General features: G+C 45.9%; 19 protein-coding genes and 1 pseudogene. 7 read left to right on the top strand and 13 right to left on the bottom strand.

Annotation, left to right across the window (positions count from 1 at the left end; translation table 11 throughout):
• Positions 1-3 precede the first annotated feature (3 nt).
• From HB364_RS13590 to HB364_RS33120, 4 genes are all read right to left on the bottom strand, one after another.
• Entirely contained in the window at positions 4-3552 is a 3549-nt protein-coding gene (locus tag HB364_RS13590) for a SusC/RagA family TonB-linked outer membrane protein (protein WP_167288513.1), read from the bottom strand.
• A 692-nt stretch (positions 3553-4244) separates the two neighbouring features.
• Positions 4245-5429 carry a FecR domain-containing protein gene (locus HB364_RS13585; RefSeq protein ID WP_167288512.1) on the bottom strand — a complete coding sequence of 395 codons (1185 nt, stop codon included), beginning with the start codon at positions 5427-5429 and terminating at the stop codon, positions 4245-4247.
• A gap of 181 nt (positions 5430-5610) precedes the next feature.
• Entirely contained in the window at positions 5611-6195 is a 585-nt protein-coding gene (locus tag HB364_RS13580) for an RNA polymerase sigma factor (RefSeq protein WP_167288511.1), read from the bottom strand.
• 846 nt (positions 6196-7041) lie between these two features.
• Positions 7042-7485 (bottom strand): hypothetical protein, encoded by a 444-nt coding sequence (locus tag HB364_RS33120; RefSeq protein WP_167287792.1) that lies wholly within the window; start codon positions 7483-7485, stop codon positions 7042-7044.
• 190 nt (positions 7486-7675) lie between these two features.
• On the opposite strand from HB364_RS33120, the gene HB364_RS33115 reads away from it, so the two are divergent.
• On the top strand, positions 7676-7906 hold the full coding sequence (locus tag HB364_RS33115; RefSeq protein WP_246228488.1) for a hypothetical protein: 231 nt from the start codon (positions 7676-7678) through the stop codon (positions 7904-7906).
• Here HB364_RS33115 and HB364_RS33650 read toward each other — a convergent pair.
• Positions 7817-8047 (bottom strand): annotated as a pseudogene (locus tag HB364_RS33650) (DNA cytosine methyltransferase); the annotation flags it as partial. The gene HB364_RS33115 and the pseudogene HB364_RS33650 overlap by 90 nt on opposite strands.
• 395 nt (positions 8048-8442) lie before the next feature.
• Between HB364_RS33650 and HB364_RS13565 the strand changes: the two are divergent.
• Positions 8443-9285 (top strand): hypothetical protein, encoded by an 843-nt coding sequence (locus tag HB364_RS13565; protein ID WP_167288510.1) that lies wholly within the window; start codon positions 8443-8445, stop codon positions 9283-9285.
• 79 nt (positions 9286-9364) lie between these two features.
• Here HB364_RS13565 and HB364_RS13560 read toward each other — a convergent pair whose 3' ends face one another.
• Positions 9365-9604 carry a hypothetical protein gene (locus tag HB364_RS13560; protein WP_167288509.1) on the bottom strand — a complete coding sequence of 80 codons (240 nt, stop codon included), beginning with the start codon at positions 9602-9604 and terminating at the stop codon, positions 9365-9367.
• A 285-nt stretch (positions 9605-9889) separates the two neighbouring features.
• Between HB364_RS13560 and HB364_RS13555 the strand changes: the two genes are divergently transcribed.
• Positions 9890-10132, top strand: a complete 243-nt coding sequence (locus HB364_RS13555) for a hypothetical protein (protein WP_167288508.1) — start codon at positions 9890-9892, stop codon at positions 10130-10132.
• A 91-nt stretch (positions 10133-10223) separates the two neighbouring features.
• On the opposite strand, the gene HB364_RS13550 is transcribed toward HB364_RS13555, so the two are convergent.
• Entirely contained in the window at positions 10224-10841 is a 618-nt protein-coding gene (locus tag HB364_RS13550) for a hypothetical protein (protein WP_167288507.1), read from the bottom strand.
• A gap of 286 nt (positions 10842-11127) precedes the next feature.
• Here HB364_RS13550 and HB364_RS13545 point away from each other — a divergent pair, with 286 nt between their 5' ends.
• Positions 11128-12807, top strand: coding sequence for a DUF4365 domain-containing protein (locus HB364_RS13545; RefSeq protein WP_167288506.1), 1680 nt, complete (start codon positions 11128-11130; stop codon positions 12805-12807).
• 222 nt (positions 12808-13029) lie between these two features.
• Positions 13030-13839 (top strand): RNA polymerase sigma factor, encoded by an 810-nt coding sequence (locus HB364_RS13540; protein WP_167288505.1) that lies wholly within the window; start codon positions 13030-13032, stop codon positions 13837-13839.
• A 165-nt stretch (positions 13840-14004) separates the two neighbouring features.
• Here the strand turns inward: HB364_RS13540 and HB364_RS13535 are convergent, their stop codons facing one another.
• The 4 genes from HB364_RS13535 to HB364_RS13520 form a co-directional block, all read right to left on the bottom strand.
• Positions 14005-14376: a helix-turn-helix domain-containing protein gene (locus HB364_RS13535; RefSeq protein ID WP_167288504.1), complete on the bottom strand. Its 372-nt coding sequence runs from the start codon at positions 14374-14376 to the stop codon at positions 14005-14007.
• A 232-nt stretch (positions 14377-14608) separates the two neighbouring features.
• The gene (locus HB364_RS13530; RefSeq protein WP_167288503.1) at positions 14609-17800 is read right to left on the bottom strand and encodes a caspase family protein; all 3192 of its coding nucleotides are present in this window, start codon (positions 17798-17800) and stop codon (positions 14609-14611) included.
• A gap of 38 nt (positions 17801-17838) precedes the next feature.
• A complete protein-coding gene (locus tag HB364_RS13525; protein WP_167288502.1) occupies positions 17839-18276 on the bottom strand; it encodes a hypothetical protein in 438 nt (145 codons plus the stop codon).
• A 6-nt stretch (positions 18277-18282) separates the two neighbouring features.
• Positions 18283-19107 carry a hypothetical protein gene (locus HB364_RS13520; protein ID WP_167288501.1) on the bottom strand — a complete coding sequence of 275 codons (825 nt, stop codon included), beginning with the start codon at positions 19105-19107 and terminating at the stop codon, positions 18283-18285.
• A 336-nt stretch (positions 19108-19443) separates the two neighbouring features.
• On the opposite strand from HB364_RS13520, the gene HB364_RS13515 reads away from it, so the two are divergent.
• Positions 19444-19695: a hypothetical protein gene (locus HB364_RS13515; protein ID WP_167288500.1), complete on the top strand. Its 252-nt coding sequence runs from the start codon at positions 19444-19446 to the stop codon at positions 19693-19695.
• Positions 19696-19860: 165 nt separating this feature from the next.
• On the opposite strand, the gene HB364_RS32905 is transcribed toward HB364_RS13515, so the two are convergent.
• The gene (locus HB364_RS32905) at positions 19861-20211 is read right to left on the bottom strand and encodes a hypothetical protein (protein ID WP_208419950.1); all 351 of its coding nucleotides are present in this window, start codon (positions 20209-20211) and stop codon (positions 19861-19863) included.
• Between the two features lie 285 nt (positions 20212-20496).
• Positions 20497-20817, bottom strand: coding sequence for a helix-turn-helix domain-containing protein (locus tag HB364_RS13510; protein WP_167288499.1), 321 nt, complete (start codon positions 20815-20817; stop codon positions 20497-20499).
• A 486-nt stretch (positions 20818-21303) separates the two neighbouring features.
• Here HB364_RS13510 and HB364_RS13505 point away from each other — a divergent pair, with 486 nt between their 5' ends.
• Positions 21304-24135, top strand: a complete 2832-nt coding sequence (locus HB364_RS13505; RefSeq protein ID WP_167288498.1) for a tetratricopeptide repeat protein — start codon at positions 21304-21306, stop codon at positions 24133-24135.
• Positions 24136-24142 lie beyond the last annotated feature (7 nt).

Here is a 24142-nt window from a genome sequence, read left to right as displayed (position 1 = left end):
TTGTTAAAGCCCGAGCGATACGCCGACAGCATAAGTTTTAGGATTTACCAGGCCATTGACAAAATCCGGATCCAGTCCGTCCTTGTTGGCTTTCCAGATAATGCCCAGGTTATTTGCATAGAAGTATACTTGCAGGCTGGTAAATACACTGCCTTTCTGTAATAGGGATGCGCCCAGGTCATAACTCAACCGCACGTCCTGTAACCGGATGTGATCGCCTTTGCTGACCGTGGCTTCCGAGTTTCGGTAAAAGGTCGTTCTGTTTAAATTTGTGAGATAGACCATCGATGGAACAGAAGTATGGGCTTCATCTCCCGGTTTCTGCCAACGTTTTAAATAATCAAGGTGAAGGCCGTCACCGGAAGTGAGCAGGTCCTGTAAGTTGGGGTTGACAGTGGATCGGCGGTAAACATATTTGAATTTAAACAGCACGTTGGCAGATAGCGTTAACCCTTTCCAGGTAACGTTATTGCGCAGAGCGCCACTGTACCGAGGCCGGGTGCTACCATGATCAACGAGGCTGTCCAGATTTTTGCTTAATACTATGGCAGAATAATCCTTAGAAACTGATTTTCCCAGGTATCCCTGCGGATCCCCGTTCACGGGATCGAGGCCCGCCCATCGATAACTATAAAGGCTAAGGATTTCATGGCCCTGCACATTAGCACCGGTCGAGCTGCTGGTGATGGAGGCTGCGTCACGCTGTCCTCCGTTGTAGCTGGTGATTTTTGACTTTAGGAAACTAAAGACGAGATTGGTCGTCCACCCGAGTGCTCCACGCAGGTTGGTGGTATTCAACGCAAGGTCAATGCCCCTGGTACGGGAGGACGCGGCGTTGCCCCGGAAACTGGTAAAACCGGTGGAGGTGGCCAGTGGAATTTCTTCCAGCAGATCCTTGCCTGTTTTTTCGTACCAGTCAATAGAGCCGTAGAGGATATCCTTTTTAAAGCGGAAGTCCAGGCCGATGTTGAGGTTGCCGATCTTTTCCCATCGGAGTTCCGGGTTCGGGGCAGTAGTAATAGAGCCGATAGGTTGGTTGGTCACGGTACTGGTACGGCCAAAAACGGCGGTCAGATAGGCACCTCCGGGATATACGTTGCCATTATAGCCATAGGTAGCCCGAAGTTTGGCCGAGGGCATCCAGGCGATATGGTAGAAATTTTCCTTGGAAAAATCCCAGCTGATACCGGTGTGCCAGAATGGGGTGATCCGGTCGTTTGTTTTTACGCCGAAAATATTGGCGCCATCACGGCGACCACTAATGGTCAGGGTGTATTTCCCCTTATACGTATAAGCGGCGTTGGCAAAGTAAGATAGAAAACGTTGGGTCGTCCCGGTTACATCCCCGGAGGGAGCCAGAATATAGGCATTGAAACCACCGTTGATGGGAAAGCTCGTCACGTAGTCGATAGACCTGGCTGCGCTTCCTACCTCATCGTCATACCCAAGCGAAGTCCTGGTGTAAGCCTCCGTTTTTGTTTGCCGGATTTCTGCACCGGCAACGGCGATGATCTCATGATCTGACCAACCTTTATTCAGGTTGATTTGTGTCCGAAAGTTGTTGGATTCAAGTTCATTATTGGACAGGTCAAGAATGCCACCCCGTGGGAAGGGATACTTAAATGTTTTATTGGTGGGGTTGTACTGGGCAAATCCATTGATATGCGAACGTACGGCAAACATACCCTCTGGCTGCAAGTTCCGGGTATCAATATCCTGAAATTCACGCTGGTATTGCGCTTCTATATTGAGGTAAGGGGTGATTTTATAGCGGATGTTTCCCCGAAGGATTAAACTTTGGAGTTTGCTGGTCCTGTCTGCAAGGCCTATTTCCTCCAGTGGCCGATAGCGCCAGTTTAAGAAACCCAGTTTTTCAAGACTATCTAAAAAGGCAGTATTATGTTCCCTTGCGATGGCCATCGGGTTGCCGGCCTCATCGGCTAATCGTGCATATGGATAGCTTTTGGCATAAACAGCTCTCATGTTGCCCCAGGACAGGTTATTGGGCGTATGGGCTACCTGCTGTGTGAAGTATAAATTGGCGGAAACTTCCAGCTTTTTGATCGGAGTAAACAGGTATTCTGAACGGATGGTAAACCGGTTATTATCATTTCTAACCAGGTTGGCCACCTCCTTGTCATAGCCAACGCCCAGGTAATATGCCTGGTTCGGGCCACCACCGCGGACATTAACGGCATATTGTTGTTGTGTGCTCCGTTGGTGGAGGTGGTGGTTATACTCCTGCCGCAGGTCGATGCCGGTAAGGGCATTCAATTGCTGGCTGGCCTCTGCTGCAGTAAGGGTACCTGCCCGTTGTTTTGCCCAAATTTCTACAGCCGGGGATATTGCGGGATAGGTAAATTTATCCTGTAGGAACTGATCAAAGTAGCCATTATCAAAAAGCGTTTTCTCCACCTCCATGTAGGGACTGGTCGGAACGTACCGCTGATCATAGTACAGGTCAGGTTTTTGGCCAACGGTAAAGTTCACGTTGGCGCCTACACGCATCTTTTGGTTATAAGCACCTTTCTTGCTGGTCAGTACAATTACGCCATTCCCCGCTCGGGCGCCCCATATACTGGCGGCGGCGGCATCTTTCAAAATGGTTACACTTTCGATGTCGTTGGGATTGATGTTGGACAAGTCGCCTTCATACGGGAAGTTATCCAATACGATAAGGGGATCCGAGTTCACGAAGCCGGAAAGACTGGCTTGCCCGCGGATGTTGATGCCAGTGCGGGATGTGGAAGTCGATGCTGGGTTAAAATAGATGCCTGGGACGAGGCCATTTATACGGGAAAGGGCGTCACGTCCCACGCTGCGATTATATAGTTTCTCACCGACCTGGGAGAAGGCCCCCGTTGCCCGTTCCCGGGCGATGATTTGGTAGCCGGTGTTGAAGGGTACCACAACTTCTTCAAGGTTGGTGACCTGTAGTTTCAGGGACACAACGATGAAGGTCTGGTCATCCACACGCATGTCCCGCCTTTCAAAACCGATACTGGAAAATTGCAGGATATCATCGGCCGAGCGCACCAGGATCGAAAAAGCACCCTGATCGTCCGTTTTGGTAAAGTTAGAAGTTCCCTTCACCCCTACCGTCACGCCTGGGAGTGGTCTTTGCTGGTCATCCAGGACCCTGCCTTGCAGCTGGATGGTAGAGTCAGAACCGGGTTTTCGATTTGCTTCATCCCTGCGGTTAAGGTATACGAACTCGCCTATGATTTTATACACAAAGGGCCGGTCAGCTAACACAGTGGTGAGAGCCTTTTCCCAATGCATGTTACTTACTTGCAGGGTAACTGCGGGCGCATCTTTGAGCCAGGAAGCATTGTAAAAAAACTGGTGTTTGCTTTGTTTGGCGATGTCAATCAGCACATCAGCCAGGGGCGTATTTTTATAGTTAAAGGTTACTTGTTGCCCGGCGCTTTGCCCGGCACTGCAGACGGTGAAAAAAGTAAGAAACAATAAGAATGTAATTGTCCCTCGTAGCCTTCTGAATGCGTGGCCTTTGGTGTCTGCCCGAAAGCCTTTGTGGTGCATAATCTCCATACCGTTTGTTGTTTGTAGTTAAGGTTGAAAAATTCACTGGGCAACCAGGATCGTTGATGTTTCATCACACTTTCTCCCTGCTATCCCAGAAGGGACGGCGGATGATTTAAAGGCAACGAAATATAACAGGGTTCGCTCAAAGGAAAGAACGGGGAGTTATAGGAAAAGGCCAGGCCGGCAGACCTGTACTGATACATAAATTCTTGCTACATTGTAATCAGATCCCCTTTAGTATTCAGTGTTTCCAGATTACTTCTATACCATGCAGGAGTACGGCAGGACTACCTCTCCCAGTAAAACGGGTGTCGACATAGAAAAATCTGGAAACCTGAATTGTTTTTTCCTGTTTGTGGTTTCTCATGGAAACGTTCATATGTATGCAATCAGACGAACATTCGTTATACAGAGTGCTACAGTATCCTTGGATAAGCACTAAAATATTCCCTTAAGATGCACCTGCTGACTAAAACGTTATCCGGCTAACAGCCATCAACACTCGCCTTGATCCCTGACAATACATTTACCACTTTTGGTAAAAAGTCTGAGAAGAGGAGAACCTATTCTCATTTTATGCATCGTCATTACGGTATATTACTTTCCCGCAAATACGGGGATTGGCGGTTACAAATGCGTGTTAGCTTGCAACGATAGCCAACCTATATAATCAGAACATGCAAGACTTATTTTCTCATTTATTCCGCTATCAGCGTGCCGCCTTCCAGTCGTATTTTAAATCCACTTTCTTTTAAAAGATGGAGGATCACTGGTAAGGGTGTGGTATGTTTCACTTCGGCATTGAATACCCCAACCCGTGAAGGATCCATTTTAATCACCGGTGTCAGGTTATACCACCGCGAAATGGTATGCAATACAGTTTTCGGATCGGCATTGCGGAAATAAAACATCCCCTCTTTCCATCCAATCACTTCGTTCATATTCACGTTGCGCAGCAACGAAAACTGGGTATTACCTTCCGCCAGCCTGGCCTGTTGGCCAGGTACCAGTCTCATTTGGGCACCACTTTTTTCCACCTGCACACTTCCTTCCAGCAAGGTTGTTCTAATGGTATCATCTTCATTGTAGGCGCTGATATTAAAATGAGTACCCAGTACTTTTACCTGCATATCCTCTTTTTGCCCGGAACGCACCTGCACAATAAAAGGCTTTTCCTTGTCGGGTGCTACTTCAAAGTAGGCTTCTCCGGTTAGCTCAACAGTTCGGACAGCCGCATTAAAACTCACAGGAAAGCGGATCACACTGGCGGCATTCAGCCATATTTTGGTGCCGTCACCCAGCTTTACGGTGAACTGCCGGCCATTGGGTGTATGAATGGTGTTATAGGCCAGCTCATCCCGCGCCCGTCCGTCTGCGGTATAAATCAATTGTGAACTATCCGGCCGGTCAAGGGATACACCGCGTTGCGCAGGTATGGTGGCATTGCCGGACATGATCACCTGTTCACCATTAGCCAGTGTCAGCACCACCTGGTCCTTGGAAGGCAGACCGGGAAGGCTGGGTAATTTTGGGCCGTGTTGAACCATATCCTTTGTTGAATCTACAGGGCTGATCATCCAATAACCCACAGCCAGCAGGCCGAAAATAACAGCGGCGGCGGCCACCCATTTGATCACCGGCAGCGTGTTGCGTACCGGAGTAATCTTATGCTGGAGATTTTTCCAGACGCGATATTGCGCATCGATCTCATACAATTCCATCGGGTCAAATGCCGGATCGGATTTTATGCGTTCAAATTCCGCCTGATTTTGCTCATCAGCGGCAAGCCACTTTTCCAGTAAACGCCGTTCGTGTCCTGTTATCGATATAATTTCTTCGTGCCGGCCTACAAACTTCTGCAGCAGGCCTGCTAATTCACCCATCCGGTCCATTTAACAAGGTGTTTTTTACGTGAATAAATGCAAACCACCCGTTCTTGTCCCTCTGTTCTGACGCCCTCTATAAATGAAAACACATAACTGGAGACGACTGTCATTGGAAAAGAAACTTTTTTTTGAAAAAAGTTTTTTCCGAAGGATGGTATGCTACTGATCTTCAAATCAATTAAAGGAAAGACAAAAATGAAAGGATGATCTGGCTGGCGCCCAGGATACGCTTGGATCCGCGCAAGAAGCGTTTGATTTCAACCATTTTATTGCGAACGGTGCCCGCTCCCATGTTCAGCAGGATGCCGGTTTCTTTGGAGTTATAGCCTTCCACACAGGTTAAATGGAAAATGTTTTGATGAGCCGGGGATAAGTGTGCCAGTTCCTGATCAATTTCTGCGATGAGTCCCTTCGCATGGTCAGGCTGTGCGAGCAGCGTCAGATCCGGGCTGGCACTAAAATCAACAGACAGCGCTTTCTTTTCATTGGGTTTCTGGCGCCTGAGATAGTTGATGGCCATATGGCGGGTGGTGAGGTAAAGGTAGGCTTTGACGTGATTGGCATCATTGAATACGCGATGCTGCCAGGTCTTCAAAAAAGCGTCCTGGACGATTTCTTCGGCAGTTTGCGGGGACTGCGTCAGGTGGATGGCAAAACGGAGCAGGGATTTAAAGTGAAACTTAAAGATCACCCTAAATGCGGCGGCGCGACTATCCTCACTTCCTGTGCTTAACTGTTTAATAATATGTTCCGAAATTTCCATAATCAGCATACCTAATTGTGCAATACCTGTAATGATATCCTGGTTTAAAACCCAGCAGGGAATTTTTAAGCATTCCGTGGCGGGCCGTTAAAATGCGCCGTCTAAGCACTCGAACACCAAGAGACGGTCATTGGACCAGGCGTCAAAAAAGAAATGATTGGATAGTGAAACGTGATAAGGTTAATGGCAGAAAATCGGAGTGTTATCGTATTGATTCCCAAAATATATACCTGCTTTTTTGTATTAAAACAGGTTATAATCTCAATTATAGAACCCTCTGTCCTGTCGAAATCGATAACCGAATGGAAGCATTTATTCTGCATAAAAGTAATAAAAATTTAACAAAGTGCGACATCAAATTGGAACAACGGCAATTATCCGTTTTGGGCTTGGGTTGGAGCGGCAATCCCGCGGCCACAGAGCGGTTGCGGCTATCCAAAATAGTTAGTTATTCTCTAAGGTACATGAATTCAGAAGCGTCATTTTTTCACCGGATAATGGATCAGTTGCTTTTTTGTGATGCTGTCTTTCCCCTATTTTATATGGCGGGATCACATCGCAATCAAATGTCATACGGGCACGGAAATGTCGAAGAAGGCTGTTCCCGTTCCAACTAAAGTAGTTAGGTACAGGTAATTTTCATGGGGAGATGATACAAGATGGAATGGCCTGGTAGGTTTTCATGGGTCATGACAAATCCGAAAATCAAAAGTAATGCGCATCCGGATGACATATTGCTATGTAGGGATAAAAAATTCGACAGGCATGTGCAAATGTTCATAACCCCACTGCAGGTTGATTACGGTGAAACAATAGCCGAAAAAATGCGATAGGCCACCTGGGGGACTATGGCGTTACCATAGCCTCGGATGCATTCCCTGCGCCATTTTGGAAAGGTGACGTTGTCCAACCGGGCGGAAAGCCCATCATTTCCCCCACAAATTGGGGGTTCAGCTGGGAATCGCGCCCATGGGCTTTCAAAGTCCCAGGCCTGGCCGTAGGCGCCTGTTGAGATGCTGCGTCCTCCGGATTCGGCGGCTGGTGGTCTTCCGGATGCGGTAACAGCCCCGCCCTGGCCAATTGTTCCAGGCTGACGCCGAAGTGGATGCCCTGAGAATTGATGTTGCGGCCATGTGCATCCAGTTTCCGGTTGCCCCCCTTGGTGGTTGGGGTGGGAAGCAACCGGTCCGGCTGCCAGGCTATCACGTCCCGCAGGTTGCACAACTGTTTGCGGCCCGGCCGGGTGATGGTCATTTCCTTTAGCAGGGCTTTGCCCGTTTTGGGGGTCATGTGGTCCATCGTTGTCGGCGTAGGCAACAAACCAGAGCCGTTCCCGTCTGTGGGGGGCGCCTGTGGCGCAAGCTGGAATAGACAAAAGGACTGGAGTGCCATCGCTAAGTGTGGGGAATAAATATCCTGCTGCCCGAACCTGACTAATGATGGTTCCGATAATTCTTCTTCGTATCCCAGCTTCGGCGGCGTGGTCCCCTGCAAATTGGCCCTTACCGTAAAGCTCAGCCGCCTGTGTTTCCATTTCACGCATACCCTCGGGTTCCAGGATGGAGAGCAGGCCAGCAACGTTTTCAAGAACAAGTATGCGGGGCCGGACTTCTGTAATAACCCGCAAAGCTTCTGGCCAGAGATAGCGATCATCGCTGCGGCCTTTTCTGTGCCCGGCGAGGCTGAAGGGCTGGCAGGGGAATCCGGCTGAAATAAGGTCAACTGATCCATGGTAAGGTCCTCCTTTGAATTTTCGTATGTCCGCATACTGTGTTACCTGTGGGAAATGATGCGCCAACAGCCTCCGGCAAAAAGGATCTATTTCCACCTGGAAAATATTTTTCCAACCCATCCATGCTGCCGCTAAATCAAATCCGCCGATACCTGAGAATAAACTTGCGTGTGTCACGTCCCATTTGTTTGCCGGCCTGCGCCTTACGGCCAGCAGGTCGAGGTGATGGGCCTGGGCTGTTACAAATCAAATAACATCACAACATTCGATATGCATGTTTACGGAAACTGCGACAATATCCTATGATGGACGAATAAAGCTCTGGCGGGAGAAATTACCTTGATTGTAAGCTGATGGTTGGTTGTCAATACGTCATCTTATCGTTTGTCGGAAAAGCAAAATTTGCTATCGGCATAATCAAAAATGGGTACATCATGGGAATCAGGTCACCCAGATAGCGACTTTAAAAAAAATAATATCTTCGCCAACATTTATTACCTAAACCTGAAACTTCTATGGCAAGACCAAAGCGGGATGAATTTGCCCCAGCAATTGTTGCAACCTTACAATTTAGAGTTGGCACGCTCTGTTCCAACCCTAAGTGTCGGGTTCATACCACTGGCCCTCATACGGAACCCGGTAAGGTGACCCGCATTGGAAGTGCTGCGCACATTACCGCCGCCGCCACCGGAGGCCCCAGGTATGATCCCGATATGCCCCCAGCAGAGAGAAGTAGCATTGCAAATGGCATTTGGCTCTGCGAAAACTGCGCAACCTTAATTGATAAAGATGCAGCTGCTTATCCGGTTGAGTTGCTCAAGCAATGGAAAAGAGATGCCGAGCAGGAAATGAATCAAAGGATGATTTCAGGAAAAGCGGGCAGTCAACCAACCCCACATATGGACATCGATCTACACTGGAAGTTTGGTGGAAGGTTTATTCAGGGATACAGCAAGAAAAACCCGACCAAAGTAATTGACGGACGGGAAACCATCGAACTACAAGCTGATGGACCGCAAATTATCCATTGGCGGCTAAGTTGGAACTACGATTTATGTCTCTTCAATAATTCCCTGCAACATATGTTTAATGTAAGTGTTGAGGTGGGAAAACCTGGCTTTGAAGAACTCAGCAAGTTAGAGAAGATCAATAACCTACCACCCCTGAAAGGCATTACAATGTCTGCTTTATCTATCGAATATATGGAAGGCACGGCTGAGGAAGCAGACCCACTACTATTGCACCCATATCCTGCACGGATGGAAGGAATGACATTACGAATCAGTTATCGGGATGAGCACCAAAAACAATACGAACAGAATTATGTACTCAGCAAGGGCAACTTCCAACCAGTATAGCTTCTATGTTGTGCAGATAATGATCCTGGAAATGTCACATCAAACATGGAGGTAATCAATGCAATAATCTGGTGCAGTATTAATCCTTGCTCCAGTTTAGGTTGGTAGAAAAAATCAGCCATTCAGCTTCTAACTCCATGTCATCCATCGTATAAAGTCCTAGCCGATCTGCTTCGTCAGTCATAAATTGGAAAAAAAGCTCCGGCATTTCCTCTGACCCAGCAATGATGGTTTCCAGTTCGGCTATTTCCTTCAGCGATAGACCCTCTATAATTAGCTTTTGGGCCAATTCATACATTCTTGGTAAAGTCAAAAACATACCGTTTTTCGTTTTCTTGAATAAATAGAGTGTTCAAATCAACGTGGATACAAATGGTTAACAATAAACAATACCGTCCCAACCCACACCAGATCAGTCACAAATAAGCTCCGCAACTATGGATAATCTGATCGTCTTACATGCAGGTTACCTATACAACTATCGAACATGGCGAAATACCTATCGAGGGGCTAAATATTTTTTGAAAAATAATTTTCTGGATCCAATTAGTACTTGTCAGCAGGTTTGTCGTTCTATGGGTGGAGGATGTTAAAAAACAATCTTATGGATATAACATTTGAGCAATTGGTAGCGGTACGTAGCAAATTGGATCAAAACATACCATTAAGCCAGGAGGAACGCAACAGGTGGGACGACTGGCGGCAGGTCTATCCTTTGCCTGCTGTAGATGCTATCGACAGAGATCTGCTGGCCAAACATCTGGATTTTCACGCAAACAAAGAATCCGCCTTGCATGCCTGCTTATTACGAATACCGGACCTGGGAGGTGACCATCCGGAAATATAAGCATTGGATGGAACGGTACAATGGAAAGGGAATAAAGCATGAAATGCCCCATCCCAGGATAACACAAGCCCAGCGTTCGCCGTCGGGTTAATCATGATTTCTTGCGGTGTTGCCGACCTGGATCCTCGCTTATCCGCTTGCGCGGTGACTTTTGCTTGGAAGTAATGGGAGGTTTAAAAAAGAGGGCCGCATCGAATTTTTCCTTGATACTTTCCAGTAGGTTGCCGTTGAGAATGACCGCACCGTCTGTAAGCTGCGGTAAAATATCCTTCCGGATCACTTCGGCCAGCCTTTCCACGCCATTAGGAGAGGCCTGGATCAGAGAAATCGGATATTTAAGCGTAAGGTTAAATATTTCGCCGAAGGGCGGGCCGAAAAGGATATTTCGCTCTTCTAATTTCTTGATGGTGTTTAAATAGTCCTTTTGATCCAGACTTTTCAAATGGGGAGAAAGGAGGTCGTCCACGTAATCTCCTAATGAGTCAAAGGATCGGCCATCGTCATCCTTTTGGTTTTTAACCCACTTCTCAGCGGCACGAATGAGCTTTACCCCTTGTTCATTATAAGAGGTTACCATAGTGTTGCCGCCCCGGCCATGATTTCTGGCAATCCCTGCTTTTACCCGGTTAATAATGACGTCAGCGGTGAAGGCAATGGTTTCCTCGCTGAACTCATCGACCACCTTAATTTTCTTCAAAGTAATATCCATCTCAATAGTTTTTTGCAGGCACAAAAATTGACTAAAAGACTCCCCTAAACGTTGAACAATGAACTATGTTATAAACTTAAATGAAAGTTGCGGTCCGTTCAGCGCCAATACCTGGGTGGAACTTTAGCACGGTAATTCAAAATAGTATTTTAGGATGGCGATACGGGGTAGTTATTACTATGTAGGAATGAATTAGCGCTATAAATGTAAAAGATCCGCTGTATGTTCGGCTTTCGGCAATTAGGCTAAAAAATAGTAATTTCAGCGACCAACATAAACAACCGAAATGAGTTTTTATGACAGGCCACTTATTGATACGGCGGCGGAAAATTCTGAACGCAGTGTAAATGCACTTCGCCAGCACTTCCAGGCAGCCAATGGGTTTATCGCCCGCGAGGATATTCCCGATAAGGGCTGTGACTTTATGATGGAAATCATAGCCAAAAAGCAATCCACCAACTGGCGGTTTCCTGTCCAGCTAAAAAGCATCGAAAATCCTGTGACTATTCAGGAGGGCAGGTATATCTCCTACCCTTTTGAGTTATCAAGGCTGAAATATTTACTGGACTATAAGCCAGTAGTGGGCCTTATTGTCTTTTACGCAGTGAGGGAGGATAAATTTTATTTTGAATACGCGGAAAAAATTTACTACCGCTTAAAGGATCTGCACCCTGACGATGCCTGGCAGCAGCAGGACAAGGCTAATATCCATATACCTATCGAAAATGAATTGACCACCCATGCAAGGCAGCGCATTCATGGAAGAATGATGGAAATATTTGCGCGCCATCATCAAATGTACCAGGAGCAGGCGTCCGGTTATAGCTTGCCTAGTATTGAGCCGGTTCAAAGTGCAGTAAATAGTAAAGATCTACCTGAAAGAGCCGCCTACACCCTGCGTCATCAAGGCATGCAACTGTTCCAGGAAAGAAAGATCAGTTTCCTGGATAAACTATTAAGCCAGGTCCCAAACCAGGTCGTTGTGAACAATCCGGAAATTGCAGTAATTGCGGCAATGACCTACTGTGAAATGGGCAAGTACATTGATGCGGAGTATTTTTTGTCCAAATCGCTCCATAAAAAAGATCTGCCACCATTTTACATACAATCAGCCGCATGGACAAAAATCAAAAACGACTATCTGCTCAACAAAACGGACCGGCAAACATACATTGAGCGAACAAAAGAATTCAGAAATACATTGGATCCAAACGACCGGGCAAACCAGATTTTATTTGACATCAAAATCATCACAGAACGGTTACAGGGACAAAGTTTTACAGCCTCAATTCCCCCGGATATAGATAAAACTATACTTGACCTACACGCCGATATAAACAAACTTAATACGGATGAGGGTCACAAACATAATTTGAAAATAATGAATGCTGAAAACTTTGGCTTATTTATGCACCGGTTAACCGATCACCATTTGCAGAAGATTCAATGGTTGGAGAGCAAAGGCCATCCAAATACAACATACTTCAAACAAAAATCCATCGAGAAAATCACATCCTTTGGGAAGAAATTCGGCAATATAATCAACGAGCTTGTTACAACCGCCCAACAAATGAAAGACCAGTATATGGAGGCCCAGGCGATAACGGTGCTGACCCGCTATACACTAGGATCTGAATTTGCTATTCTTTTCACACAAGGGATCAACGGAAGCATTGCCATTGACAAAACAGGTAAAAGGTTGATTGATCAGTTTAATAATTCCATTTTAGCGGGCAACCATTTCATCAAGGCCCACCAGTATATCAAAGCCTATTGCACCTTTTGCAATGCACTTGAGTTTTTATCGATCATTAGACTCTGTCATCATCAATTGGAATTCTCCGATGAGGAATTGAATGCAAATGTTGAAAAATTGCGGGATATGCTGAAACTACCAGAATATGAGCTGCAAGCCCCATTATTGATCGAACAATTTAATACCAATAATGCAACCTCCGGATTCTGATATGTACGCTATGGCCATCGTTCTACCATCTGGGTGTAATACTTCTTATCCTGACTCCACGACCCTTTTTTAACCTACTTGATGAGCCATGATCTTGTGCCCTATGTAGGACATTGGCATGAATAAAAACCCTACCTTTATTAATCCGGCTTAGGGGAAAGCTCAAAACCGGATTCGCTTGGAAGGTTATTTGTATGTCTGTAGAAAAGATCCAGTAAAAGTTTGGAACAGTACATCAAAACACCAGGGCAAAAGGAAAATAAACAAACCAGTCTTTTAAAGGTTTACCTGAAATCAAACACAATGAAACCTGTCCTTAATGATATGGATTTATTATCTGGCCTTATTCTAAACCATACGCCAGCTTTCAGCCAGTTTTACACGGAGACAAAATTTCCATTTATATATTTCACGCATGAAAAACTTGGTGATTGGCATGAATCCGAAATCATTGTTGACAATGTGTTTGTGAAGCTGTGGGAAATGTCCTCAGCGGAAAAGAAGGAGAAATTCGACCATCTTTTTGCCCTCAAAAAATACATGTACACCGCATGCACTAACGCAGTAAATGACAGGTTCAGGGTAAAACAGAAGCTCATCCCTGTGGGAGATGTCGAGGAAAAATTTGGCAACATCTCAGTGCCGAGTACCGGCGAATTGCGCGAGGCACAAATAATTGAAGTAGAGCTGCTCAAAAAACTGCATCGGGAGATAGCGCAACTTACCCCGGACCGCAGGAAAATCTTCCATTTGCATATGGAGGGCTTAAACACAGCACAAATCGCAGCAGAAATGGGGATGAGTGAGGTAGCTGTCCGTAATGCCAAGTTTAAAGGACTTCAGGTGCTCAGAAAGAAACTCCTGCCTGGAGAGCTGGCGCTGTTGCTGTCAATACTGAATTCGGCTGATAAAGTACGCGTCCATCAAACTGTTCCAGGTCTGGTCACCGAAAGCAGCCCTGCAAAGTCCCTGGACGAGGATGCGCGAAGGTCCAGAATAGTTGGGGAAAGCGTTCCCAGAATGCGCTTATAGGATAGTTGCAATTAACGTCAACGGCTAGGATCTGTGTTTGGAGAGTGGTGATGGTGGCTTCGTCTGCGGATATTTTGAACAGTATCATCCCTTCGATCAAAACCACCACAATATTCAAATGCAGGGCATCGACTCCTGTCGATCATATCCAATCGAATAGCGGCTTTAAATTCTTTTTGACTTGCCGTCTCGGGCAGGGGCGAATACCTGCAGCGGTCGGCCATACACTTTTTTAAAGGCGTTCCGCAATGATTCCTCACTGGGATAACCACATTTTTCGGCAATAGCTGGCAGTGTCTGGTTTTGATCACCCAACATAGATTTGGCCAGTTCTATTCTTTTTGTATCCCGATATTCAGCAATACTTACCTTGTATAATTGAATAAAAGCCAGGTATAAACGATTCGGGCCCATTAAGGTAATTTCGGCCAGTTCAAAATGATCATTTTTGGCTGCAGGGTGATCATCGATCCTTTGCCGCACACGGGCAAGGTCTGCCAGATCAACCTCAGAAAGCTTCAGGCTGTTGTCCTTCATGGTTCAATATATTCAATCGGATAGATAGCCCCATACGAGAAGGCATCATTATTGGATTCTAATGCCAGTAATAACACAAATGCTATCAAGCAAACCAGATGATTACAATACTACGAAGATGAATTGACCTAAAGGCTTATATAGTAAAGAATAGGTAATCCAAAGATCCAAATTTTGCTGTTTCATCATTCAACTAAAGACGTTATGGTGTAGGGTGGGAAAGCGGAGAATATTATCGTTGCCGCGACACCGGTTTGGCGATGGGGAAATCTTCCCCGCTGGAAATAATCATTGGAGTATGGGTTTGGCCAGCATGGGCTGATAAGGCAGGGATCCTGAGACTGATTGTCTGTACGATATCACTGATCCATATTGAACCAGTGTTGTTGGGTGAGGAGTCGCTTAATGCCTCCAGTAAACTCTGTGTTAACACCGAGGTCGCGCCCGTGGGCTGCAAGGCCTGCTCAAGAGGCGAAGAAGAAACAATTACCGAAATATGAGGGCTAATTGTCCGGTTGTTACTGTCACCAGGGGCAGCACTTCGTTTCAGGTCCGCGATTTTGCGCAGCGATTCAATCGCCCCGCCGGATTGGCAGGCATCAATGATGAGTACAATGCGTCGGGCCTTTATCGCCCGAATTGCATCCACCAACATGGCAGTATTAAATCCGGTGTTGACCTGATCCTTTGGATTGGGACCTTTCATGTCGTAGCAACCAAAGAAAAACATTTCCTGCCCCACAGGTACAATCCCGTGGCCGATAAAAAACAACACTACCACGTCCTGAGCATGGGCAGTGTCTGCTATTTCGATCAGGCGGGTTCGGATCGCCTGAACGGTTGCCAACGAATCATATAGCGGAGGCAATAGGTTGATCTTTTTATACAACGAATTGCCATCTGCCCCTTGTGCTTTAAAAAACGCACCAACTTGTTGAGCTGAGACCACGGAATTCTTCAGGGGTTTGAATCCACTACGGGCTAAATCGTATTTATCGACACCTACGAGCTGCACATGCATCGTGGCGTCCCCTAAATTGCTTGTAGTATGTTTTCGGAGAATTTGATCTTTATTGGTAATGGTTTGATCGGTTTTGTGTACCAGTTCAAATTGAACATCACCTGGTAATTCTACTTTATACCGCCATTGATGATCGGCGGTCTGCAGCATTTCTTCAGGTAAATAATCCAGTAAGTGACCATCGACATAAACCTGTGAACGGGCAGTGGGTCGTTGGGTGAGATATAAAATGGTCTTCCCGTTGGCCCGCTCCACTTTGGCCATGCCACTTTTCATCATCTCCCGCAATCCTGGTAGTTGTAGTACTGTTGCAATATCCACGGTGGCCTTTGGACGAAGCCCATTTGCCAGATCTGCAAGTAAACCAGGTCGAAAATAATCATTGTAAAAGGATTCAATACGGTTCACATTTGTGGTCAGTCCCACTCGCCAGCCAACTTTAGCAATAGCTTCCCAGGTCCCGTCAAAGAGCCCATCCGGGGCAATTACCAGCCAGTCTTTACCAGCCTGGATGGACACCAGCGAAGCCAATAGTTTCCCGGTTTGCATGTCCCATAATCGCACAATACCACTTTCCCCATCAGCAGCGGTTACCAGCAGTTTCTCATCAGGTGATATGTCTAATGCCAACAACTTTCCTGGATGATCACGCATCACGGCTATTTTCCTACCCGTCCTGACATTCCAGATAGTGGCCCGATTACTTCCACCGCAGGCAAGGATCTTACCGGTGCGGCTAAAAGTAATGCATTCAGCTGGTGCGGATTGTTCATGACTCTCGTATAGGGGAAAGCTGTGAATTTTTTTATGAGTGGGAACATCCAGTACAGTAACCGTGCTTCCTACATCCCCATAAGCCACCATTTGCCCATTTTCACTGATGGCTAAGGGTCCCATGCCACCAGTTCGCAATCCACGAACTACATCGTTACCGGTTTTTAAGTTCTTCATAGTGAGATGGTAATCACTATTAAAAAGTGCGGCCCATTGTCCATTTTTACTAAACCCTGCCCAATAATATTGTTGAGAACTATCCTTAGATAATGCCTTGAAAAAGTTCCATTTTTCAAATGCATACCTACTGGTTTTAGCATAAATATGCTGGTCACCCGAAAACCCGAAATCATCAGCCCAACAGTCAATATGGGCAAACTTATTCCTGCTGGGCAACGACCACATATCAATTTCCATTTCATCGCCAACAGCAAGCAGATCCCCGCGTTGATTGTACCGGATCAGTTTAACCTCCATCTGTCTGGAATGCAAAGGGGCTTCCTGCTGTCCACTAATAAGATTCCACAATCGTACATTGGGTCGCTGTTCTCCACCGATGTAACCATTTTGATACCCCCAGCCAATGGCCAGCCATTGTCCATTAGGACTAAAACCCAACCCTGCCGCAAAATGGGCCTCACCTGTAAGGCGAACCGTTTCGGAGGTCAACAAATCAAAAATATTGACTGTACCATCCTCTCCACCAAATAACACCGCTGGATATTCCGGGTTAAACACGATACTACTGGATTTTTCGGAGGCTGGCACTATTGTTATTTGACCACTATCCAAATTCCAAACCAGCACAGAGTCGTATTCAAATGCCAATGCTAACAGATGTGACCTGGGGTGGAATGCGGCAGCCCAACAAAATCCAACATCCCTGGGTACTTTGAGCTTTTGGCCGGTTCGTGTATTCCATACAGCCACCTCATGTCCCACAGAACATAGATATTGTCCATCCTGGGTTATACTCACATCAAAAATCCATTTATCTACCTCATAGTTGCTGGGCTCTTCCAGTTTTTCTTCCAGGTTATAAAGATGCACTTTGCTATCCCAACCGCCAACAGCAAACTTAGCAGTCCCAGGGATAAAACAAACACCTGTCATCAAACTTCCTGTCTCAAATCGCCAGTGGGGTGTAAGTTTTCCCGGTGACAATTTAAAGACTTGGCAGGCATTGCCCACTAATACAAGGTTTTTTTCTGCAGAGTCGAGGGCCATGGCCCTGATTTCACCCACCCCTTGTTGGCCGGCAATTTCTTCTCCTGTTTGCACATCCCATATCTTGATATCTCCGTCCCATCCGCAGGACAGCAACTGCTCGTCATTTTGCATAAAACTCATGCCGTTCACCCAGCCCGAATGGCCAAAAAAGGTGCGAAGCAGGGTATGGGTCTGCGCGTCCCATAACTTGATCACCCCATCGGCACCACCGGAGGCGATCATTGTACCAGACCGGCTTAGCACAATCGAATTAAGCAGGGTTTTATGACCAGTTTGTAAAACCAATTCTGGGGCTTGGACCGAAGTAGTATCCCGCTGTACCTTCTTCGATGGGTGTTGAGCCACCGTTTGGCCTGGTCCTAAAACCAGGAGCAATAAACAGAAGATAGCATTCCTCATATAGAATCCTTTTATGTGCCGCAACCACGCAACGGACTTTACTTGCTTTGCGAGGTAAAGTAATAAGCCAACATCCCGGTGACTAAAAATGAACTGGCCGTGGCAATTTTATCAACGTAACCGATTAATTCTCCAACACTATCTTCCATTGCGGGATTAATAATAGCGGTAAAAAAAACGAAAAATCGCCACAGAAGAATTATATTCCAAATTAGAGATAATATCACCGCTAAACGGAATACTGATCTAGCATTGGAGGGTTTTCTGGCACCCGGTTGGGCCTTCTGGCCAAAAATGCCTGCTGTAATCATGGACAAATGGATGGAATAAACCGCGAAGAGCTTAAGTAAGATACTGATCAGGTCATCGCCGCTGATCACTGTTTTCGAAAAACCAAAAAGTCCGATAATAAGCTGTATCAAAAAGGAAAGCAGGAATATAGCGATCAGGATATTTTGGGGTTTGGAGATTTTCATATTAGCCTATTGAGCGTTGTGCAATTCTTTTAAAAAAGTTTCAATAAACAATGCGGAAGCCTCCGATGTGGCTTTGGAAACTTTCGTACCATATCGCCAGGTATCACTCAGTCGTGGCCGGTCCCGTTCAATAAACTGTATGCGATAGGTGAGTTTATGGGACTTCACGTCATAAGGTTGGGAAATTTTCAATGCCAACTGACCCCGCAGGCTGGGATCCTGTACGGCCAAATTCCGATATGTCGTCACGCAATTGTTGATAGGCCCACTCTGACTCGGTAAAAATCCGGATGGAAAGTATTTTTGGATAACTGTCAGCAACACCTCCGTAAATGCCGTATCAGGTGCATAACTATCACTTCTAAACTGTGGCGGGAAGTCTGTTTCTTTGGGAAGATCAACGGATTCAGCTCCCATTGGCTCCGCGGTGTTGTTTAAATCAAACCTGGCCATAACATAGCTCTTGTCCTTACTTAAAAACTTGATCTCGGAACTTGTCGTTAAGTAGGTATAGCTATTTTTCGATGGCACACGCCCTAACCCACTTATGTACACATCAGATTGGCCCTGAAAATCGTAGCTAAAAGTCACTTCTCTGAGCACCTTACCGCTGCTGGTAGTCTTTTCAATAACACCCAATATTTTCACCAGAGATGTATCACCATAATTTCCAGATGGCCTCTTCAACGTGTCTTGCGCCAGCAAATGATGCCCCAAGAAAACGATGCTCAGTAGAAGAAAAAGTTTATGCATAACGGTAAAGGGTTTAGGGGTCAAGTTAACTTTTTCTAAATGTAAGAATTTCGCCAGTAAAAAAACAGGGGTTTTCACGGTTTTTAGGTCCAGGTACCGTTACCCAGGATTTAGAGTAGGGTGTATTTTGTAAGGAAAACACAATGTGATCACGGCTAATAGTATATCAGACTAGCTAAAAAAAAGAAGGGAGTTAGAAGTGTTTACCTTTCCGGCGGAAATCGAATAGACAATCATTGATGTCATACTCCGGGCAAGGTTCATCACCAATTTGCCATGTCGTCGTTATTTTCTACGCCGTTCGCTATTTCTGCATTGTCCTGCAACCATGCTTCGATACGGGATGATTGCTTACATCATCAAACCTATGCTATTTGAGGCCCGCCTCTGGTCGGGCTTTATTACCTTTGTCCCATGAAAGAAACGGTCATCAAAAGATTCGAGCAAGTATTTCAGGTAGGCGACACCCCCCTCTCGTTCAGCTTCCATCCAATCAACATTAAAAGCAAACAGCTTTACCAGGTTTATTTTAAGCAGAAAGGGACAGAAACCCGTTTCCACTTGCAATGGAATGGCAAGGAATTTGTCATCACCGATCCTGATCGGATCCCAGATGAAGTGCGGGCATTGACAAAAGACTTTAACCAGGCCATCCTGGCAACCTAAAGCAATACCGCCAGGGCAATACTGGGTGTCGGTGGTGCTGAGCCTGAAAGTGGCATCCTATTTACCCAGGTTGGTATTAAGCCAAGCTGACCGGATCCATACAGTTGATCATTCCTACCCGGCAGGTAAATGTAGGCAACAGGGCTTCGATAAACCTGGAAAGCCTTAGTTAATTATACCTGCCTGAATCCCCTTATGCAATTTCACATCGTACACCTCGCAATAAAAAGACGCGTTCATCCTAACAAAAAAATGTTCTCGGCTCAACAGCTTTTTATTGGTAGGATCATCCAGTAAAAGATAGGCCAGATCCCTGGCTACGGCAGAGTTGGATATATTGTTGACCATTTTACCATTCTTGATTTCAAGCCTAAAGCCATAATACTTTCGCTTGCCGGCTTTCTTAAAACGACCTGAAGGAATAGTGAATCCTTGCCCTCCGCGCAATTCAACCGTACTTTTTATTTGGTCCAGGTATCTTTTCCATATCGGGACGTACAAAAACCGCCTTTTCATCCTATGTGTTTTAGGTGTGACTACTTGAAATAAAGATATCAAAGTTGGGAGAAGAAACGATTTAATGAACCAATCATTTTAGTAGGTAACATTTCAGTTCCCCCCTCCTTCTCTTTTCAATTAGATTACTCGGCTGCTGCTTGTCCATTTGTTATTGGAGGACCTGATGTCCCACCTTTTATATTATATAATAAATCACCACTGTCTGCTCATTTGACAAGCTGACTCCTTAAAACAACAGGAAACGAAGGAGTGCCAATGGCATCATAAGGAAAACCAATCCATTTATGGATGCCCATTTGAATCATTATTAATCTTTTCACGGGATCCAATGTTGAGGAACTGCAACACTTCGCTTCGGACAAAATACACCCTTCCCCTGTGCCGATGATGTGGCAAGCCCTTTTTCATCCAACTATGCAGGGTAACCAGGGAAATTCCCAGTATCTTGGCGGCGTCCTTTCTGGACAGCAATGGTTCCATTGCACCCTCGGGGCCGGAGTTTGCACGCTGCAACTTCTCCAACCATTGAGACAATGTTTCCTGACATGCCTCCTTCACCCAGCGCTTGAAGTCGTCTTCACTAGGAATGATAATCCGGTCCATAACACCTTCTTTTTCCGGCTTACCGTAGTTGAGGTTATCTACGGCATGCCAATCAAAAAAATGATAGTGGGATTTTGAGGTGGGATATATGGTGGGCACCGAAGCATAACGTTTTGAAAAATCAAATTCACTGATCGGTGTAAACCCTCATGGTAGAAGCTAATGGGAAGAGGCTGGGCTATCAGTAATTGAAAATAAGCCAAACGGGATATGAAAAATGCTACCTAATACTATATAGGCAATTTAGTGTCGGAACAGAAAGAAAGCAGCAAAAGTTTGGAAACCGCAACATTTCCCCAATTTGGTGCGGAATTCATCATTATTCATCCACCTGGGTACAGCCAGCAATAACTTACAAGGGAATTTTACGGCCGGCATCCAGCAAAATCTTGCTAATACTTGGGATATTTTTGTACATTTTGGTCCCATTACCTGCCAGGCGCTAGTACCGGTGTGGTAATTCTAAACTGCTAAACGTGGTTATCTATGACAGGTACTGAACCTTTATGGCTCACTTGGGCACTCAAATTGTTTGGTCCGGCTACTACCGTTGGTAAATGGTTGCGGGACCGATGGGAGAAGAACCATTACCCTTTTTATCATTGGATGAAATCAATGGGGCTTGATTCGGAGAAAAAAAATTTTGAAGTGCTTTACTTTAACGCTTTAAAAAAATTTGAAAAAGAGGTTCCCGGTGATCTGCATGGGCTTTTTTTACTTAAGGAGGTCAGGGAAGCATATAAAGATGACTCCAAAAAAAAGGGACTCAAAGACGGTGTCCGCTCCACCCTTGGAGTACAGATCCACCTCAATGAACGACTTCATCCGTACCGTAAAAGTATTGATGGCACTGAATCGAGGTTCCGCGAACTGCTGCAAAAGGAAATATTAGAAAGCCTTACACCTCAGGAACAACACCAGGAGGAGCGGTTTGATGGTTTACAAGAAAAGCAGGATCTTACCTTGCAGGGAATTGCAGATATAAAGACTTTCGCCGGAGCAGGCCTGGAGGGCATAAAAGGGTCGCTGAGTATGATCACAGAATCAATTTCCCAGGCAAGGGAAGGCCATGCCCAAGAGTTGAAACTCGAAAATCAGGAGTTACGTAATACCCTATCGGAGAAGGACACGGTTATTGCCTATCAGGCCAAAACAATCTCAGACTTGGTCCAGGGGAAATTGGCAGGTCCTTTACCCCCACCCACGATTACACTCGCAGAGAACACAAAGCTCCGACAGGAGGACTTTGATGGCGAAATTAAAGATATTATTGGATTGATCGATACAAAGAATAACCTGGCAGCGATCACGCAATTGGAAAAATACAAGGCTCGCAAATGGGAACAACTCTCAGACGATCAACGATATATAATTCTGGCCCATATTGGCGTTGCTTACTTTGAGCTGGGTCGTGAGGAGGAGGCCGCTCCCTACTTTATCCAACTCCCAGACCTTCGCCCAGAAACTGCGGAGGCGTTCGGTCTTGCGGCTATGGGTTACGCCTCTACGGGGGACTGTAAGACTTCGGAGAAAATGGCGATACGTGCCGTGCAGATAGATCCGCTGTCAGGTCATGCAGCGGTAGCCCGTATTAGGTGCCTGCAAGGGGATGCATCTATCAACGACTTAGAAGCAATTACCCATGAGGATCTACTCAAGAACCCAATGGTCGCGCTGGCGGCGGTTACCTACTTAAATGCTCACCCGGCTGGTTATAAGGTCGAGGCGCTTACCCTACTGGAGCGGGTCACGGCATCATTTACGCCGGGTTCACTTTCATATTATGAAGCGACCGAGCTCAAGGCGATTATTATCACGTCACGATTATTATCCGAAAGCATTAAAATGGGTAAAATCGTTGATAGCCAAATGAAAGGAGATGCAGCGAAGGCAGTGACCTGGTTTTCAGAGGCATGGGCATATTATAGCGGTAATGACTTGCGTACTACTAAATGGCATGTATTGACCAATAGAGGTGTCGCCCGAAAACTTATGGCGGATCTTGAAGGCGCAGAACATGATTTCCGACTATCACTGGAGGTAAAGCAGGAATATTTTACCTACCGCCATCTTGCACTGCTTCGATATGAAACGGATAGGGATAATTTGGAACTAATCGCAACCATACGTAAGAATATCCAGCTTTCAGCCGATGAAAGCGATGAATTGTATTTCCTGGAGTTATCAGAACTTTTCCGACTTCATCGTTATAATGAGATTCTGGAAATTATTGATCGTCCCCGTGAATTTGCTGATCCGGAAGCTGAGGGAAAAATTAATTACTTCAAGGTCCAGGTATTACTGGGAAAGGGAGATCCGAAAGCTGCGCTGGAACTCGCCCGCAATTTTGCAGTTACACAACCTGCCGATGCATTCGGTCATTTCCAGGTTGCGGACATTTACTGCATATTAGACGATGTCCCATCCGCCCAGAGCAGCTTGGAGGAAGCTATCTCACATTTAACGCCAGACCACCAACCAGTATTTCGGTTTATGTTCGCGCATTTAGCTATGAAATTGGGTGATTTTGAATCTGTGGTCGGATTGCTAAACATTGAGGAGGTCAAAATGGTACCTAGTGTTTACAGCAGTTGGTTACTTATGGCACTGATGGAGACCCACCAATATGAGCCTGCATTCCAACTTGCTGAAAAATTCTATAGCGAATCCAGTCCTGAAGTAGTCGCTGCCCAGGTGCTGGTACATAAACATGAACAATTGGGAGATTTCGATGCTGCTGAAAAAATTGCAGTCCACACCCTAAAATTCTTCCCTAATGATAGGCACCTGCAAACTAAACTACTTGCCGGCCTGTTGAGAAGGAATGACAGGCAAAATGCGACCCTCTTTCTAGGATCCCTCCCTTCCGACTTTGACGGCGCGGACAAAATAATGTTAATCCAAAATGCGCAACTGTGGGCGGGGCATGCAGCAATCGATCTGGCATTGGAATTAGCCTATGAATTTCGGCACCAGCATCCCGATGACCAGTTAGCTGGCGAAGCCTACATCGATTACGTTCGCGCACTTCACAACCAAGGATACCGGGAGTTCCAACCAAAATCTATTATAGCAAATAATTGTTTTGTACAACTTCAATCTGCAAATGGCAATATTGTGCAGGTCATCATTGAAAACACACCAACTACGGGAATTTCTCATCAAGAAAAATCGCCAATTGGAAAGGCACTGATGGGTAAGACAGTTGAGCAAGTGATTATAATAAGTGGCCAGCCATATTCCATTATACAGATTGTTCCCAAATACCTGGTGACCTTAAACCCGAAGACAATGGTTCGCCCTTCTGTGTCTGGGTGATCAACTG

This window comes from Paraflavitalea devenefica (assembly GCF_011759375.1).
Taxonomy (GTDB): Bacteria; Bacteroidota; Bacteroidia; order Chitinophagales; family Chitinophagaceae; genus Paraflavitalea; species Paraflavitalea devenefica.
Note: the sequence above shows the minus strand (reverse complement) of the source record. Positions and strands in the feature narration are given on the sequence as shown.